This is a genomic window from Teredinibacter franksiae, assembly GCF_014218805.1.
In the GTDB taxonomy this organism is placed as follows: domain Bacteria; phylum Pseudomonadota; class Gammaproteobacteria; order Pseudomonadales; family Cellvibrionaceae; genus Teredinibacter; species Teredinibacter franksiae.
Genome location: NZ_JACJUV010000001.1, coordinates 214,014 through 231,048 on the forward strand (window position 1 = coordinate 214,014; position 17,035 = coordinate 231,048).

The following is a 17,035-nucleotide window of genomic DNA, read 5'->3' on the forward strand; positions in this document are numbered from 1 at the left end:
CGATTATATTAAATTGTCAGTTATTGTTATTCCGATAAAAACGGCGGCTATACAGAGCGAAAAACTAAGACCCACATAGATAAGCGCAGTTTGCCAGTGACCGGCTTGAAATAAATGCAATGCTTCTATTGAAAAACTTGAAAAGGTTGTGAAGGCGCCCATAAAACCAATCATGATCACATGGCGCCACTCCTGTGAAATCATAGCCTTTTCAACAATGATGACATAAAAAACGCCCATCATCAGTGAACCCAACACGTTCACCGTAAGTGTCGCCACGGGAAACTTTATGTATTGTGGTGCTAGCAGTACAGATACACCGTACCGCCCCATAGCGCCAAAGGCGCCGCCTAATGCAACCGCAAGCCAAAGCATATTTTACCCCATAAATAAGTCGACAAAATTAATTTTCTGGCTTAGTGCCTTGCACATTTAGAGCCCTTAACCGCCGAAGTTTTTCACCTATTTGAATTTCCAGCCCTCTTTCTACCGGCTGGTAATACTGGGTAACACCCATTTCGTCTGGAAAATATTTTTCGCCAGCGGCAAAACCACCCTGTTCATCGTGAGCATAACGATAGCCTTTGCCGAATTCCATATCCTTCATCAGGCTTGTAGGGGCATTGCGTAGGTGGTTAGGTACATCATAACTTGGCAGCCGCTGCACATCGGCGCGGGCGGCTTTATAGGCATTATATACCGCGTTACTTTTTGCAGCCGAAGCCAAATAGGCAACGGCCTGCGCAATAGCAAGTTCACCTTCAGGGCTACCCAAACGCTCTTGTACATCCCATGCGTTTAGTGCAATTTGTAGGCCTCGTGGATCGGCATTACCAATATCTTCACTGGCCATACGCACCACCCGGCGCGCAATATACAGTGGGTCGCAACCTCCGTCGAGCATACGTACAAACCAGTAGAGCGCCGCATCAGGGTCTGAGCCCCGCACAGATTTGTGTAGCGCTGAAATTTGCTCATAAAATAAGTCACCGCCCTTATCGAAGCGACGCACGTCGCCGGTGAGCACCTGTTTAACAACCTCTAGGCTAACCGCTTCCCCGGCCTCGGTTAGGTCGCTAGCAATTTCGAGGAGATTAAGCACTTTACGAGCATCACCATCAGCGGCGGCGACTAGCAAATCTTCAACCCCTTCCCCTAACGTCAGCTTTTGATCAACCAACCCCTCAGCTGCGCTTAGAGCACGGCCGAGCAATTGCGAAAGCTGAATGTTAGTGAAGCCCTGCAGCACATACACACGACAGCGAGAGAGAAGTGCATTATTCACTTCGAAAGAAGGATTTTCGGTTGTGGCGCCAACAAACGTTATAGTGCCGTCTTCCACGTAGGGCAAAAAAGCATCTTGCTGGGACTTATTAAAGCGGTGTACTTCGTCTACAAATAAAATGGTTTTTTGCTGGTAGGCCTGCCATTGCTGCTGCGCCTCCACAACGGCCGCACGAATATCTTTTACCCCGGCCAGCACGGCCGATATCGACATGAAGTGGGCATTAATTTCATTTGCCAGCAGTTTGGCTAGCGATGTTTTACCTACGCCCGGAGGCCCCCACAATATCATTGAGTGAACCTGCCCCTGTTCTAACGCGAGCCTTAGCGGCTTTCCTTCGCCAAGCAGGTGTTCCTGACCCAAATATTCTACCAGCCTTTTTGGGCGCAAACGTGCGGCCAGCGGTTGGGAACGGCCGGTAGTTGCGCTCTGTGCTGAAGAAACGAATAAATCGGAGGTCATAGGTTCTAATGCTAATATAGCTGGTAGGTGCAATACCCTCTCTACACGCTATTCATTTACGATTATATCGACACCTTCGGGTGTACCAAACTCAAAAACGGTATCAGCAATGCCGGTATTTAGTTTTATTTCGCTGAACAAAACAGACGTTACCTGGCCCAACCTATCGGTGAGTTTCATGCCCGTAAGCAGTGATTGATTACTAAACTCAAAAAGTAATTCTGTAAACGTTTGGTTGTTATCAACCAATGCCTTCAACCGGTATAAATTCCCGCCTTTTTGTTTTTTTTCTGTAACGCTGTATTGATCGCCAAGGCTAGAGAAATCACCACTTAATATTTGCGCCGGGCTATTGTCCAATTTCTGTCGGTCTGAAATCGTAACTTGCTCCAGGTCTGCATCGTACACCCATAAAAACTGCTGATTCGCTACCACCAACTGTTCAAAGGGTGGGTTCACCTGCCAATAGAACAATCCAGGCGTTTTCAGTTGCACCAGGCCGGAAGTTGATTGAATTTCCTCACCCGATGGATCACTGATTATTTGTGTAAACGCCGCCGAAAAAGTTTCTATGGCCTTTAAACGTTTACTTAAATCTTCTTCTGCAGATGCCACCACGTGTGCAGTACTGCAAATAAAAAGTAAGCCGATAAAACCGTTCAAAAATCGTTTCATTAAACTGGGTGTCCCGGTGTTGGAATATTGGTGTTTAGGTACAGCATTTAACGGCTAGCGTTTAGGCGGCGGAGGTGCCAGAACTTCACGCATTCCGTTTGAACCCATTTCAGTAACAACGCCAGACATTTCCATTTCTTCAATTAGCCTAGCGGCACGGTTATAACCAACCCGAAGCTTTCGTTGAACCGCCGAAATACTGGCTTTACGCGATTCAGTGACAAAGGCAATGGCTTCATCATACAGGGGGTCTGACTCGGGCTTACCACCATCACCCTCATCGGTGGAAAATCCCGGCACTGGAATACTGGCAACCTCCTCGCTAAAAATCTCTTCGAGATAGTCGGGAGCACCGCGTTTTTTCCAGTCAGCCACAACTTTATGCACTTCGTGGTCGTCGATAAAAGCCCCGTGAACACGAACTGTTACCCCTGCACCCGGTGGTAGAAATAGCATATCACCGTGCCCTAGCAATTGCTCTGCACCGCCCTGATCAAGAATTGTACGAGAATCAATCTTTGACGAAACCTGAAATGCCATACGCGTGGGAACATTAGCTTTAATTAAGCCTGTTATCACATCAACCGATGGTCGCTGCGTGGCAAGTATCATATGGATACCCGCCGCTCGAGCCTTTTGCGCAATACGTGCAATTAACTGTTCAACTTTTTTGCCAACAATCATCATCATGTCTGCAAATTCATCGATAACAATAACGATGAACGGCATAGTGGTCAAATTCGGCGCAGTGGCGTTGTCCATTTCAACTACACCGTCATCTTCGGGAGCCCACAACGGGTCGGTAATGGGGGCGCCCGCTTTTTCTGCATCGCGAACTTTCTTGTTGTAGCCGGTAAGATTTCTAACACCCATCGCCGCCATTAATTTATAGCGACGCTCCATTTCACCAACACACCAACGCAGGCCGGTAGCCGCGTCTTTCATATCCGTAATTACGGGTGCAAGCAGGTGCGGTATACCATCGTAAACGGAAAGCTCAAGCATTTTGGGGTCAACAAGAATTAGGCGAACTTCCTCTGGTGTAGCTTTATACAGCATGCTGATCAGCATGCTGTTAACACCCACAGATTTACCCGAGCCGGTTGTACCCGCCACTAGTAGATGCGGCATTTTTGCCAAGTCGGCGATAACCGATTGCCCTGAAATGTCATGGCCTAACGCCAAAGAGAGCGGCGATTTAGATTTATCGAAAGCAGCGGAATTAATCACCTCGCTCAATCGAACCATTTCACGATACTCATTGGGAATCTCAATACCAACGACCGACTTCCCCTGAATAACCTCCACTACCCGAACACTGATAACCGCCAATGAGCGTGCAAGATCTTTCGCAAGATTACTAATTTTGCTCACTTTCACACCGGCCGCGGGTTGAATTTCGAAGCGCGTCACCACCGGGCCAGGCAATACAGCAACCACCTCGGCAATCACACCGAAATCGTTTAATTTTAATTCCAGTAATCTCGACATCGCTTCCAATGAATCTTCCGAATAACCTTTATCACTCTTTTTATCCGCTGGATCTAGAAGGTCAACCGGAGGTAGCTCACCAACAGCAGGCGTATCGTCGAATTGTAACTTTTGCTGCTTTTCTTTCTGCGCACGTACACTTGGTTCAGGCTTTTGTTTCTTTGGCGGGGTTATAGTAGGCGGCTTTCGTTTCTTTTCGTGCTCCACCCGAACTTTCGCGGCGTCGCGTCGCTGCTTCACGGCAACCCGTGCTTTTTTACGTTCTTCGGCCCCCTGACGCCATTGGGTATAACGCAAACGCACCCATGCACTTCCGCGAAAAACAACACCGCCAAGTGAGTCCATGACTACGAACCAGGAAATTTCAACAAAGATAGTCAAGCCAAACAACAAGATAGCCAGGAGCAGCATGCTCCCACCCATATACCCAAAAGTATTATTGATGGCCATCGCTGTCGTGAGGCCAAGGTAACCACCGGCAGAAAAAGGCAGCAGCGCACTCTCTGTTCCATACTGCATAACCGCGATGCCTGTAGCCGCGGTCATAACCAAAGAAAAGCCAATCAGCCTGAGCAAAAAAACAACAACATCAAAATGCACACCCGAGCGGTCACGTAACTGAACAAACACTTGATAGGCAAGCAGTAACGGGAACAAATAGGCAATATTGCCAAACAGCGAGAAAAATACATCAGCCAGCCATGCACCGGCCGGCCCGCCGGCATTTTCCAGAACGCCGCCAGCACCGGTTTTAGACCAACCCGGATCATTTGCTGAGTAGGTTAATAACGCAAGGGCAATAAATGCACAGGCGAGCATTAAACCAATAAGGATGCCTTCGCGAACAATACGGGCTGCCGTGGTCGCTTTTTCGACAACCTGCCCCGCTGTAGATGTTTCTGCTTTACTCAAAATGGTGCTCAGTCTCTTTATTTGTAATACGGGGCCATTGTACCCGCTTTATTAATCCCAATATATTGACGATATCGGGTTAGATAAGTTTTCTTAATAGCAAATATAGAGGCTGTAGATTGGCCCATACCAAGCGAATACTCTAGTATGCTGCCTTTTATTTTCGCGCTATAGCCAACATTTGTCACAGGAAGAGTAAATTATGAGCGACGCCAAGCATTTCCCTCTGATTATTCTAGGTTCCGGCCCAGCCGGTTACACGGCCGCTATCTATGCCGCCCGCGCCAACCTAAAACCAGTTGTCATTACGGGAATGCAACAAGGTGGCCAACTAACCACCACAACTGAAGTGGAAAACTGGCCCGGTGGCCCTGCAGAACTCCAAGGTCCCGACCTAATGGTTAACATGCAGCAACATGCTGAACGCTTCGATACCGAGATCATTTTCGACCATATTCATGAATGTGACCTGAAGAGTACACCCAAAAAGCTGGTAGGCAATGAAACCTACACCTGCGATGCACTAATAATCGCCACAGGAGCCTCCGCTCAATACCTTGGTCTGCCCTCTGAAGAAGCCTTTCAGGGTAGAGGCGTTAGCGCCTGTGCCACCTGCGACGGTTTTTTCTATCGCGATCAGAAAGTGGCTGTGGTCGGCGGCGGTAACACAGCCGTCGAAGAAGCACTCTACTTATCGAATATTGCCAGCGAAGTCATTCTGATTCACCGCCGTGATGCGCTGCGCTCAGAAAAAATTCTGCAGACTCGTTTACTGGAAAAAGCCAAAAACGGCAATGTAACCATTATGTGGAACAACACTTTAGATGAAATACTGGGCGACGATACTGGTGTCAATGGCCTGCGTGTAAAATCAACGCTTGATGGCAGCACTCAAGACATTGATATAAGCGGTGTATTCATCGCTATTGGGCACAAACCCAACACCGACATTTTCGAAGGTCAGCTCGATATGCACAACGGTTACATCAAAATTAAGAGCGGCCTAGAAGGTGAAGCCACGGCGACAACCGTGCCAGGGGTTTTCGCCGCCGGTGACGTTGCTGACCACGTCTACCGACAGGCTGTAACGTCCGCTGGTGCCGGCTGCATGGCCGCATTAGATGCAGAGAAGTACATCGACAACCTATAACTAGGGCATCGCCCGGCATTTTACTCAGGGGAATCCGCCATGAGCCAGCTGCATTGGCTTGAAGAACAAAACACCTGGTTCCCTCCGACAAAATCTGCACTAAAGGACCCCGACGGGCTGCTGGCCGTTGGCGGTGACCTTACAGTAGAACGATTAATCAAAGCTTACTCGTTAGGTATTTTCCCCTGGTACAGTGATGGCCAGCCACTCCTGTGGTGGTCTCCCGACCCACGTATGGTGCTATCGCCTGACGATCTACACCTTGGGCGAACACTTCGAAAACTGCTTCGGAAACAGCCCTTCCGCATTACGTTTGACCAACAATTCGAGACCGTTATGCGCCAGTGTGGAACCATTGCACGCAAAGAGCAGGACGGCTCCTGGATTACCGAAGAGATGATCGACGCCTACATGGAGTTGCACGCTATGGGTGTGGCCCATTCTGTAGAGGTATGGCAAAACGACGAGCTTGTGGGCGGCCTATATGGTATTGCGTTGGGGCGCTCTTATTTTGGCGAATCAATGTACAGTCTCGTGAGCGGTGCTTCAAAAGTGGCCTTCGCAACACTTGCACAGCAGCTTAAGCTTTGGGGATTCGAACTCATAGACTGCCAAATTCACACACAATACCTTAACTCGTTCGGTGCCAAAGAAATACCGAGATGCGAATTTGAGCAACGGCTAGCCCAAACAGTAAACCGTACCCCCACGCCACTGGGCAACAATGGCGGAATTCAAAAATCGGTAGTAACCTACGCCGGTAAGATCCCACTATTGGATTGGTCCCAAGCATGGCAGATGCCGGAGAAAGGATTTGACGGACTTAACAACACTTAAACTCTACGCCACGCGACCCCACGCCTGCAGCTACCTGCCTGGGGAAGATGCGACAACGGTATTCATAGACCCTACAGCCAGTATTGATGCGGCGGTATACAGCGACCTATCTCGCTACGGCTTCCGACGAAGCGGATCCCATGTTTACCGACCTCACTGCGAAACCTGCCATGCCTGTATTCCCATACGACTATTAACCCAGGAGTTCAAACCCAACCGAGCTCAAAAACGCTGCCAAAAAACTAATAGCGATTTAAGCATTACCTTCGTCGACTCTATAGATACAGACGAACATTATTCTGTATACGAACGCTACATCAATGACCGTCATTCTGACGGCGACATGTTTCCGCCGAGCCGAGGCCAATACACCGATTTTTTAACGGCTGAATGGGGTGCTACCCGTTACATAGAAATGCGCAGCGCGGAGGGTGAACTTTTGGCCGTTGCTGTTACGGACTTTTTGGACCATGGCCTTTCTGCCGTCTATTCATTTTTCTCCCCCCAAGCCGCCAAACGCAGTCTAGGCTCCTTTGCTGTACTCCACCAAATTCAACTGGCGCAAGAAAAAAAGCTGCCCTACCTCTATCTTGGTTATTGGATTAGAAAATGCCAAAAAATGAGTTACAAAACACTTTTCCAACCTTACCAGGTAATGGTTGGTCAAAACTGGGTCACTGTGACTGATAAACCACCAGAAGTGGCCTCCAAAATGCAACTGTTATAATATAACACCCCTTTTGGGGTGCCTCCTCCACCCCACTACGCACGACAACGATTGGCTAAGCGTCTTTTTACTCAAACCGAAAACACTATAACGACCAAGTGCTGTAAGGGCGCTTCAAAAAACTATTTTTGCCTGGCGAAGCTAACGTTTTTAAAATGATATATTCATCAATTCCGCTTGAACTAACTCTTATTCGCACATAAAAATAAGCGGATAAGAGTGGCTCTAATAATTGAATTTAGCCGCTACGGGGCATAGCAAGCCTAAGTGTTAGAAGGACTGTACAACGGAGGGGTGGCTGCCTTTCCGGTTTGAGCCGACGCTGCGATAAAGCTTTCGAGGCCTCCCCCTTCGGGGCTTGGTGTACATTTCATGCATGGCATTAAAAATTTTCTCCTTGTCACAACAAGCATGCCTGTATATTTCCCCTAGTCCTGCCCCGCACACAAAGCCAGGAACCAAAAGCACTAAATAGCGGTACCACTCTAAAATAGCTACCAAGCCGATTGCCTTGCCAACAACCTCAACAAGATCTTTTATTTCGCTAGACCAATCGTTTCTTTTTAAGTGGTTAAGCGCAATAAAGATCAACCCAGCATAATTATTCTCTTGGGTTTTGCCATTTAGCTTGGATTCGCTCTGCTTTTAGGGCAAAATGCCGCCTCTAAAAAAGCAACCTATAATACATTTTGAGGTTTATGCCGAATGGCGAAAGAAGACCATTTTGAACTGGAAGGCGAAGTTATCGACACATTGCCTAACACCACCTTCCGAGTGAAACTCGAAAATGGACATGTGGTAACAGCACATATCTCCGGAAAAATGCGTAAGAATTACATTCGTATTCTTACTGGCGACAAAGTCAAAGTTGAAATGACGCCCTACGACCTAAGCAAAGGCCGTATTACCTACCGCGCCCGCTAAAGTTAAACGAGTTTCAAATAAAAAGGCCTGCATCAAGCAGGCCTTTTTATTTGTTGATATGAAAACACTTTAAGCGCAAGCTTCAGGAGAGCCCTCTTTAGGCCTTTCCACTTCAGGAATCACCAACAGCTGATCGTCTTTCACGTCAACAGTCACCACCCCACCTTTTTCCGCCAGCACTCCAAATAACACCATATCGGCAAGCGGCTTTTTGACTTTTTCTTGGATAATTCTAGCCATGGGGCGGGCACCCATTTTCTCATCGTACCCGTTTATAGCCAACCAATCACGCGCGGCATCGCTAACTTCCAGGGTGATCTTCTTGTCGTCCAGCTGAGACTGTAATTCCATCAGGAACTTATCTACAACGGTCTTTATTACATCCAAAGTTAAGCTGCCGAACTGTACAATACCATCGAGCCGGTTTCGGAATTCAGGGGAAAATGATCGCTTCACGGCTTCCATTCCATCACTGGAGTGGTCTTGCTTGGTGAAGCCAATCGAGGCCCGACTCATAGTTTCAGCACCGGCATTAGTCGTCATAATCAGCACAACATTTCGAAAATCGGCGGTACGCCCGTTGTTATCAGTTAATGCACCGTGATCCATTACCTGCAACAACAGATTAAAAACATCAGGATGGGCTTTCTCGATTTCATCCAGCAACACAACGGTATGAGGCTGCTTGGTTACGGCTTCAGTGAGTAAACCTCCCTGGTCAAACCCTACATACCCAGGAGGAGCGCCGATTAAGCGCGATACAGTATGGCGCTCCATGTATTCAGACATATCAAAACGGATTAGCTCAACACCCATGGCACTTGCCAACTGCTTACACAACTCTGTTTTACCCACACCCGTAGGGCCTGCAAACAAAAACGAACCAATCGGCTTATCGTGATTAGTTAAACCTGCTCGTGATAGCTTGATAGCCGACGAAATGGTGTCGATAGCTTCTTCCTGACCAAACACAGTCATACGCAAGGTAGCTTCCAGTTTTGCCAATAGCTGCTTGTCACTAGACGACACTGTTTTCGGCGGCACACGGGCTATCTTGGCAATAATGGCTTCAATATCTCGCACACCAATGACTTTTTTGCGTTTCGACTCGGGCAGTAGCTGCTGATAGGCACCAGCCTCGTCAATAACGTCAATGGCTTTATCTGGCATAAAGCGATCACTGATGTACTTACTCGCAAGCTCAGCCGCCGATTTAAGTGCTGGATCGGTATATTTCAGATGGTGATGTTCTTCAAAACGAGATTTTAAGCCCCGTAAAATCTTATAGGTGTCTTCAACAGACGGCTCATTCACGTCTATCTTCTGGAAGCGTCGAGAAAGAGCCCGATCTTTATCAAAAATACCCCGGTACTCCTGAAAGGTAGTGGACCCTATGCAACGTAAATCGCCACTGGTTAACAGAGGCTTTAACAGATTGGAGGCGTCCATCACCCCACCGGATGCAGCACCCGCACCAATAATGGTGTGAATTTCGTCAATAAATAGAATCGCATGCTCACGCTTTTTAAGCTCTGCCAGCAGTCCTTTAAAGCGTTTTTCAAAATCGCCACGGTATTTTGTACCCGCTAATAGAGACCCAAGATCGAGCGAATAAACCGTGCTATCGGCTAATACGTCGGGCACTTCATTATCGATAATTTTCTTCGCTAGCCCCTCAGCAATGGCTGTTTTACCAACGCCGCTCTCGCCAACCAATAATGGGTTGTTTTTTCTGCGGCGCGCCAACACCTGAATTACGCGCTCTACCTCGTATGCACGCCCAACAAGCGGGTCTATGCGCCCCGCTATAGCCTGCTCATTTAAATTGGTTGAGAAGGCATCTAGAGGGTTCTGGGAGCTGTTTTCGGTACTTGCAGCGGCTTCTTCGTCTGGCTGCTCATGGCTACCCGAATCACTGGGCGCATTCGAACCTGAAACTTTCGAAATACCGTGAGTAATGAAATTAACAACATCAATACGGGCAATACCCTGTTGTTTCAGGTAGTAAACCGCCTGACTTTCCTGTTCACTAAAGATAGCAACGAGAACGTTGGCTCCTGTTACTTCGTTTTTTCCTGAAGATTGCACATGAAAAACTGCGCGTTGAAGCACGCGCTGGAAGCCTAAAGTAGGCTGAGTTTCACGGTCTTCATCCTCTTCGGGAATCAGCGGCGTTGTTGAATCAACAAATTCAGAAAGATCACGACGCAATACACCTAAATCTGCACCGCAGGCCCTTAAAACACTGGCAGCAGACTCGTTGTCCAGAAGCGCGAGCAAAAGATGCTCAACAGTCATAAACTCATGACGCTTTGACCGCGCCCCCTTAAAAGCAGTATTTAACGTAGATTCTAGCTCTTTACTTAGCATCGTTACTTACACCTGTTATGCCCACCTTCACTACTTATCATACTAACTTCAGCAAGGTCAGGCTTAAGCAAAAATGATTCTGGATTTACTCGGAATCACCGTCATCGCACGCTTCTATTTCACACAACAATGGATGTTCATTTTGACGCGCATATTGATTAACTTGCGCTGCTTTTGTTTCTGCAACATCCCTGGAAAAAACACCACATACGCCCTTTCCTTTAGTATGAACCTCAAGCATCACGTGCGTGGCTTTCTCTCGATTCATGCCGAAAAAAGTTTCCAGCACCTCTACAACAAATTCCATAGGCGTGTAGTCGTCATTTAGTAAAACGACCTTGTATAACGGTGGTTTTTTGAGCTTTGGCTTCTCTTCCTGAACAGCCAAGCCACCGCCATCAATGACAGACTCATCGTCATCGTCTTTATTTAATGTTAGTCGAAGATTTTCAAGATTACCCATGGAATATGCCAACAACACAAATCGTTATAGATGTGGATTCTAACTGACCAAAACGTACACAAACACCACAAATGGTGCAAAAACTTGACAATGCGTCCATTGTTGGTTACAAAGTATCCAACCCGCATGGATGCGGTTGCTGTATAAAAATAAATGCCCTGTGGAACTTAAAATGGGTTAAAGCAAAACAATACAAAGGGACCGAGCTATGCCTACCGGAACCGTAAAGTGGTTTAACAATGCCAAAGGCTTTGGGTTCATCTTACCCGAAGACGGAGGCGAAGACCTCTTCGCACACTACTCTTCCATCGAAATGGAAGGCTATCGAACATTAAAAGCCGGACAACCTGTCACCTTCGAGATAGAACAAGGTGAGAAGGGGCTGCATGCCAAGCACATCCAAATGGCGAAAGAAGGTGCTGTTGTACAGCCCGTTGAGGTACCTCAGGAGCATATGATCGCAGAAACCTAAGCTTCTTCAAACCAGTTTTCATAAAAAGGCCTTTATCTTCAATAAGATAAAGGCCTTTTCTTGTGCCTGGCTGACTTTGACGGTTTAGATTGCGTCTACGATTGCGTTTAGCGTTGTGCTAGGCCGCATAGCATTACTTGCTTGCTCTGCTACTGGCTTGTAGTACCCACCTACATCAGCCGCAGCACCCTGCACGGCGTTTAGCTCGCCAAGAATCTTATTTTCATTCTCAGCCATGTCTTTGGCTACACGACCAAAACGAGACTTCAGTTCGGCGTCGGTGTCCTGGGCAGCAAGCGCCTGAGCCCAATACATCGCCAAATAGAAGTGACTGCCACGATTATCCAGCTCACCCGCTTTCCGCGATGGAGACTTGTTATTGTCGAGAAAGCGCGCTGTCGCTTCGTCTAGCGTGGTGGCCAACACCTGTGCTTTGGGGTTGTTAGCTACCGTTGAAAAGTGCTCAAAAGACGCTGCCAGTGCTAAAAACTCACCTAACGAATCCCATCGCAGATGATTTTCCTGCTCGAACTGCTGCACATGCTTTGGCGCAGAGCCACCGGCTCCGGTTTCAAATAAACCGCCGCCATTCATTAAAGGCACAATCGAAAGCATTTTGGCGCTGGTGCCTAGCTCCAGAATCGGGAACAGGTCGGTAAGGTAGTCACGTAGAACATTACCGGTTACAGAAATAGTGTCTAGCCCTTCTTTTATGCGCTCAAGCGAGTATTCGGTGGCCGCTACAGGCTCCAAAATCTGGATGTCCAAGCCATCGGTATCGTGACCTGCCAGGTACTTATTGACCTTAATAATTAGCTGAGCATCGTGAGCACGATTCTCATCCAGCCAAAACACAGCGGGAATTCCCGTGGCACGCGCACGTGTTACGGCCAATTTTACCCAATCCTGAATCGGTGCATCTTTAGCTTGGCACATACGGAAGATATCGCCTTCTTCTACCTTGTGCTCCATCAGGACATTACCGGCTGTATCAACTACCTGAACACAACCAGCGATCGAAATCTCAAAGGTTTTATCATGAGAGCCGTACTCTTCGGCTTTCTGCGCCATTAACCCTACGTTAGGCACGCTGCCCATAGTGGTTGGATCGAAGGCACCGTGCTTTTTACAAAAAGTAATTGTGGCGTCGTAAACACCGGCATAACAACGGTCTGGAATTACCGCTTTGGTATCTTTTTGGGATCCATCCGGCCCCCACATCTGACCGGATGCACGAATCATGGCCGGCATCGAGGCATCAATTATGATATCGCTAGGTACATGTAGATTAGTGATGCCTTTGTCAGAATTCACCATGGCCATCTCAGGGCGGTCGGCATAAATCGCTTGTAAATCAGCTTCAACTTCAGCTTTCTTAGCTGCGTCAAGTGACTGAATTTTGGTATAAACGTCGCCGATACCGTTGTTGGCATCTACTCCCAGCTCCTCAAACAGAGCGGCGTGCTTGTCAAATACCTGCTTGTAAAAAACTTTCACCGCATGCCCAAATATAATCGGGTCGGAAACCTTCATCATAGTGGCTTTCATATGCAGCGAAAAAAGTACATCGTCGGATTTCGCGCTTTCAATTTCGGCAGCGAGGAACTCGCATAGGGCTTTCTTGCTCATCACCGATGAATCAATAACTTCACCAGCCAACAAGGCTAAACCACTTTTCAGTACGGTTTTACTCTCCCCTGAGACTAACTGAATACTAACATTGGTCGCCTCAGCTAAGGTGACAGACTGTTCACTGCCATAGAAGTCGCCGTCACTCATTGATGCCACGTGGGATTTGCGGTCGCTCACCCAGGCGCCCATGGAGTGAGGGTTTTTACGCGCATATTGCTTAACCGACGGAGGTGCACGACGATCGGAGTTACCCTCACGTAAGACGGGGTTTACCGCACTACCTTTAATCTTGTCGTAACGTGTTTTAACGTCCTTCTGTTCGTCCGAAGAAGGGTCTTCAGGGTAATCTGGCAGCTTGTAGCCCTTTGCCTGGAGTTCTTTAATTACCGCTTGCAGCTGTGGAAGAGAAGCACTGATATTCGGCAATTTGATAATGTTTGCTTCTGGCGTTTTAGCCAGTTCGCCCAATAGCATCAAAGCATCTTCTTGGCGCTGGTCTTCAACCAAATATTCTGGGAAGCTGGCTATAATACGACCTGATAGAGAAATGTCTTTGGTTTCTACCGCGATGTCTGAAGCTTTTGCGAAGGCCTGGATAATGGGCAGTAATGAATAGGTCGCGAGTGCTGGCGCTTCATCGGTTTCCGTGTAAATTATGGTAGGTTTATCTATCGACATTCTCTAACACCCTTAGTGAGAAAATAATTAAGGGAATACCCCGCACAAGCGTGTGCAGGCAATTCCAATAAAGAAGGAAATTCAGGGGAAACCCCTTTAAAATGGCCGCGAATTATACCAGCGATTTATTGAGTAAGTAAGCATTGCCACATTGGGTCATAAAACCCTAGATGGCACCAAAAAGAAGCATATCCATGCCAGAAATAGTCCTTCTTAACAAACCTTTCAACTACCTCAGCCAGTTTACCGACAAAGAGGACCGAAAAACGCTTGCGGATGTGTTTAGTAAACAGATGCTCGCCAATGACTTCTATCCGGCCGGAAGACTCGACTTCGACTCAGAAGGCTTACTGCTTTTGGTCAATAGCGGTGAACTTCAACACCGAATTAGCAACCCCGAACTCAAAATGTTAAAAACCTATTGGGTGCAGGTTGAGGGAACACCCGACACCAAGGCTATATTGGCTCTTCAACGAGGCGTGGAGCTGAAAGACGGTAAAACCAAGCCCGCCCGAGCTCAGCTAATCGCAGAACCCAGTCTTTGGCCACGAAACCCGCCCGTTCGAAAGAGAGAGAAAACCCCAACACAGTGGCTTGAACTGACCATTAACGAAGGCAAGAACCGTCAGGTAAGACGAATGACCGCGGCTGTCGGCCACCCTACCCTTCGCTTGGTAAGAGTTGCTATTGGCCCTTGGTCAATCGGCAAGCTAAACCCTGGCGAATACACACTCGAAACGGTAAACCTCCCCGCAAAAAAACAGCAAAAATCTGTCAAACAGGGAAGCAACAAACGGCTAGGCCAAAAGAGCATAAAATGAACTGGTACCCCCATGTGACGGTCTCCACTATCGTCGAAAAAGATGGCCTTTTTTTGATGGTAGAAGAAAACAAACACGGCAGACTTCTACTCAACCAACCTGCAGGCCATCTAGAAAAAAATGAAAGTCTTTTTGCTGCTGCGATAAGGGAAACATTGGAAGAAACCCAATGGCGGATTGAACTGCTGGGGGTATTGGGTAATTCACTGTTTACATCCCCAACCAACAACACAACCTACTTGAGAGTGAGCTTTGTTGCGAGAGCGCTAAAGCAGGAGTTAGCGCTACCCTTGGATACCGATATAGAAAGAGCCATTTGGATGAGCGAAAACGAGATTCGCCAGCAGGTATCTCGCCTTCGGAGCCCGATGGTAATTCACGATATCGAACGGTTTAACAAAGGGACGATTTATCCACTCGAACTCATACAACATCTTTAATAGCGGTTCCTCTACTTCAACCCTAAACAGCACATAAAAATAGTTGCTGCCCGAAGGGATGTTAAAGTATACCGGAAATGGTACTAATATCGGCCCGAAACTCAAACGAACACAACTGCATATTCAGGGCTAGCATAAGAACATAGCAAAAACAGATATTATCGTCGGGCTATGTGGTTATAGCATCATGAGCGACGGGGTCAGCTAACCTGGAGTTCGCCTTTGGGTTCCAAGAGGTTGTTCGGTTTCGCCCATTGCGCTTGGACTCCGTAAGTGCGTCATCCGCTTGCTGAATTAACTCATTCGGCTCGACCGCACCATTGCGTATTGAGGAAACTCCGAAACTGGCGGTTACCTTTAACCCACTGATCGTTTTTACTTCAATCTTTTTCCGGAACATTTCTGCCAAAGCATAGGCTTTATCTGGAGGAGCGCCTGACAGAAGAATACAAAACTCTTCACCTCCAATACGCGCAACTATATCACCAGGGCGAATATTAAACACAAGCGTCTCTGCCAGCCCCAATATTATTTCATCCCCGACAACATGACCGTGATTATTGTTGACCGCCTTAAAGTGATCAATGCCCACTATTATAAGACTGAATTCAGCACCTGCTGAACTTCTCTTTTCAAAACACTTCCCTAATTGACTGAAAAGTGTGCGGCGATTATAACAATTGGTAAGCGGATCTCTCGAGCCCAGGTAATGCAACTCTCGATTTTTTCTATCTATATCCTTACCTTTTTGAGCTAATTCGGCTTCCATATCCCCAATTCTCTGGGTTTGAGTTTCAAGCTCAGTAATATCGTTAAAACTAGCAATCACCCCGATACTTTTACCTTTACCATCCCCCACCGGAACCGCATTTACGAGAAAAACCAGCATCCCCTGCCCGACCTTTAAGGATAAACGTACACCCAACTGTCTTTCATTTGATTCCTGCGCGACATCCCAAGGCATTGATTGATTCAAAGCTTTCTCATCTTTTACCCAGTCAAAGTCACAAATCCTGTGGCCGACTATCGACGACTCAGGAAGCCTCAATTTAGCTACAAGAGCTTCGTTCACCAAAACGATTTGATCTCGCTTATCTAAAATAAGAACACCCTCACCCATAACATTCAACGCGTTTCGCACTCGCGTAGGCACAACTGAACTGGGGTCTAAATGGTGTAGCACACGCTTGATATACAGCATGAACGCAAAAAATCCGGATACACATACAAAAAGGATAAGCCATACAAAGTGTGGAAGACCTAGCCAGTATTTCGCGCCATGCGACAGGGAGAAAAAACTCACCTCCAGACTGGCTTTTTTAATACCGTTCACCTTTATAGGTATTTTTATATGTGTCGGGCTTGAACCCTCTAAAGAATATCCATCCCAAAACTTCTCATGATTAGACGTTGCCAAAATAAAGCTATTATCGCTTCTTCTAAGTGCAATTGAGCGTAGTGCCGGGTTATGTTTCAAGCTTTGATCGTAGAATGACCGTATGGACAGATTGTTTTGACGCCTCAACCCCATCGCGGTTTGCATTGCAATATTTTCCGCCAACTGTTTTCTGTTGTCTAAAAGAGCCTTTTCCTGATTAGGAATAAGCCCTAAACCATGAGCAACGAAAAGCATGGATACTGTCAAAAAAACAAGCCCCAAACTTAGACGAACGGCGGGTGTTAAGTTTATTTTCAT

At 47.3% G+C, this 17,035-nt stretch carries 15 protein-coding genes; 7 read left to right on the forward strand and 8 right to left on the reverse strand.

Annotated features, from left to right (window positions below; genetic code table 11):
* Positions 1–3: 3 nt before the first annotated feature.
* The 4 genes from crcB to H5336_RS00875 are packed head-to-tail and all read right to left on the reverse strand — an operon-like array spanning position 4 to position 4,825.
* Positions 4–375 carry a fluoride efflux transporter CrcB gene (crcB, locus tag H5336_RS00860; RefSeq protein WP_185230492.1) on the reverse strand — a complete coding sequence of 124 codons (372 nt, stop codon included), beginning with the start codon at positions 373–375 and terminating at the stop codon, positions 4–6.
* A gap of 28 nt (positions 376–403) precedes the next feature.
* Positions 404–1,747, reverse strand: a complete 1,344-nt coding sequence (locus H5336_RS00865; RefSeq protein WP_185230494.1) for a replication-associated recombination protein A — start codon at positions 1,745–1,747, stop codon at positions 404–406.
* Positions 1,748–1,795: 48 nt separating this feature from the next.
* Positions 1,796–2,422 (reverse strand): outer membrane lipoprotein periplasmic chaperone LolA, encoded by a 627-nt coding sequence (lolA, locus tag H5336_RS00870; protein ID WP_185230496.1) that lies wholly within the window; start codon positions 2,420–2,422, stop codon positions 1,796–1,798.
* A gap of 54 nt (positions 2,423–2,476) precedes the next feature.
* Entirely contained in the window at positions 2,477–4,825 is a 2,349-nt protein-coding gene (locus H5336_RS00875) for a DNA translocase FtsK (protein ID WP_246438987.1), read from the reverse strand.
* 202 nt (positions 4,826–5,027) lie between these two features.
* Between H5336_RS00875 and trxB the strand changes: the two genes are divergently transcribed.
* The 4 genes from trxB to infA all read left to right on the forward strand — a co-directional run bounded on the left by trxB (position 5,028) and on the right by infA (position 8,463).
* Positions 5,028–5,975 (forward strand): thioredoxin-disulfide reductase, encoded by a 948-nt coding sequence (gene trxB / locus H5336_RS00880; RefSeq protein WP_185230498.1) that lies wholly within the window; start codon positions 5,028–5,030, stop codon positions 5,973–5,975.
* 39 nt (positions 5,976–6,014) lie between these two features.
* Entirely contained in the window at positions 6,015–6,812 is a 798-nt protein-coding gene (gene aat / locus H5336_RS00885; protein ID WP_185230500.1) for a leucyl/phenylalanyl-tRNA--protein transferase, read from the forward strand.
* On the forward strand, positions 6,790–7,539 hold the full coding sequence (locus tag H5336_RS00890; protein WP_185230502.1) for an arginyltransferase: 750 nt from the start codon (positions 6,790–6,792) through the stop codon (positions 7,537–7,539). The genes aat and H5336_RS00890 overlap by 23 nt, the downstream gene beginning before the upstream one ends.
* Positions 7,540–8,244: 705 nt before the next feature.
* Entirely contained in the window at positions 8,245–8,463 is a 219-nt protein-coding gene (gene infA / locus H5336_RS00895) for a translation initiation factor IF-1 (RefSeq protein WP_045859879.1), read from the forward strand.
* 69 nt (positions 8,464–8,532) lie between these two features.
* Here the strand turns inward: infA and clpA are convergent, their stop codons facing one another.
* Both clpA and clpS read right to left on the reverse strand, forming a co-directional pair.
* On the reverse strand, positions 8,533–10,833 hold the full coding sequence (clpA, locus tag H5336_RS00900) for an ATP-dependent Clp protease ATP-binding subunit ClpA (protein ID WP_185230504.1): 2,301 nt from the start codon (positions 10,831–10,833) through the stop codon (positions 8,533–8,535).
* 85 nt (positions 10,834–10,918) lie between these two features.
* Positions 10,919–11,296, reverse strand: a complete 378-nt coding sequence (gene clpS, locus H5336_RS00905; protein WP_185230506.1) for an ATP-dependent Clp protease adapter ClpS — start codon at positions 11,294–11,296, stop codon at positions 10,919–10,921.
* A gap of 208 nt (positions 11,297–11,504) precedes the next feature.
* On the opposite strand from clpS, the gene cspD reads away from it, so the two are divergent.
* Entirely contained in the window at positions 11,505–11,768 is a 264-nt protein-coding gene (cspD, locus tag H5336_RS00910; RefSeq protein ID WP_185230508.1) for a cold shock domain-containing protein CspD, read from the forward strand.
* A gap of 84 nt (positions 11,769–11,852) precedes the next feature.
* Here cspD and H5336_RS00915 read toward each other — a convergent pair whose 3' ends face one another.
* On the reverse strand, positions 11,853–14,078 hold the full coding sequence (locus H5336_RS00915; protein WP_185230510.1) for an NADP-dependent isocitrate dehydrogenase: 2,226 nt from the start codon (positions 14,076–14,078) through the stop codon (positions 11,853–11,855).
* 194 nt (positions 14,079–14,272) lie between these two features.
* On the opposite strand from H5336_RS00915, the gene H5336_RS00920 reads away from it, so the two are divergent.
* Both H5336_RS00920 and H5336_RS00925 read left to right on the forward strand, forming a co-directional pair.
* Positions 14,273–14,899 carry a pseudouridine synthase gene (locus tag H5336_RS00920; protein WP_185230512.1) on the forward strand — a complete coding sequence of 209 codons (627 nt, stop codon included), beginning with the start codon at positions 14,273–14,275 and terminating at the stop codon, positions 14,897–14,899.
* Positions 14,896–15,339: an NUDIX hydrolase gene (locus tag H5336_RS00925; RefSeq protein ID WP_185230514.1), complete on the forward strand. Its 444-nt coding sequence runs from the start codon at positions 14,896–14,898 to the stop codon at positions 15,337–15,339. Before H5336_RS00920 ends, H5336_RS00925 begins: the two co-directional genes overlap by 4 nt.
* 169 nt (positions 15,340–15,508) lie before the next feature.
* Here the strand turns inward: H5336_RS00925 and H5336_RS00930 are convergent, their stop codons facing one another.
* Positions 15,509–17,035: a sensor domain-containing diguanylate cyclase gene (locus tag H5336_RS00930; RefSeq protein WP_185230516.1), complete on the reverse strand. Its 1,527-nt coding sequence runs from the start codon at positions 17,033–17,035 to the stop codon at positions 15,509–15,511.